Source organism: Bartonella sp. AP57NXGY (assembly GCF_042195805.1).
In the GTDB taxonomy this organism is placed as follows: domain Bacteria; phylum Pseudomonadota; class Alphaproteobacteria; order Rhizobiales; family Rhizobiaceae; genus Bartonella.
In genome coordinates this window covers 1-912 of record NZ_JBHIOZ010000409.1, presented here as the reverse complement: position 1 = coordinate 912, position 912 = coordinate 1, and the positions used below count along the sequence as shown (strand labels likewise).

The 912-nt window shown below is 29.9% G+C and carries 1 protein-coding gene; it reads right to left on the bottom strand.

All coding sequences use genetic code 11. The features are described 5' to 3' along the window. Positions 1-632: 632 nt before the first annotated feature. Positions 633-912: hypothetical protein (locus ACFIL8_RS11170; RefSeq protein WP_375689856.1), on the bottom strand; the 280-nt coding region annotated here is incomplete at its 5' end.

Sequence of the window (912 nt, the reverse complement as noted above, 5' to 3'; positions counted from 1 at the left end):
CTGATATTGGATAAATTTTTTCAGTCATGTTTCCCTCTTTTTATTGTTTGGAAAAATCTGCCTCTGTATTTTTGTATTTTTATATTTTGGCAGAGTTATTCCAAAAGCTTTTCATTGTGAGGTTAGACTAAATGACAAAGATTAGAATAGTCAATTTTTAAATCTGATGTGATGATATTAAAGAAGGTATTCTATGTTTTTAGGATACTCAAATATAGCAAAACCTATTGCGGTATAGAGCTTTTTATAAACACACTAAGACATTTTAAAAATGTCTATTATAAAATATTTCTCAGAATTTGATATAAACCAATATAGTTAAATAAAAGACTAACAAGAAAGAATATTGAGCTTATTAATAATGATTTTTTTAGAGAATCTTTCCAACTATAAGAAATAAAATTATAATAAAAAAGATATATTAAACCAAAAAAAAATGTTGCTATAAGCGTTTCAATAATTTTAGAGATAAGATCTGTCATCACGCAATCCAAATTATAATATAATTACAAATTATAAATATCTCTGAAGTCCGTCTCAATAATAATTGTAGATAATATAATTTAGATATTTTTCGAAAAAAATTACAAATTATTAACTTCAGAGATATCTTTATAGTTGCTCTCTAAAAATTAGAACCAACACTCATGAACTTTCTGTACGAACCCTAAACCAAAACCTCCGAAGAAACCAGTCGTGGCACCAGTAAGTCCACCCATAAGTGCACCTGGACCAGTTGCAGCTCCTAATGCTGCTCCGGTTATCCCTCCTGCAACTGCATAGTCAAAACCTTGTGCATTCATGTGAGAAAGAAAAGCATTAGGACTGCATGCATTTCCATGAAAAGGTCTTGAATTGTGCGAATGACCAAAAGAAGGCTTTGTCGCCATATGACCGAATGTGTTGAATGAA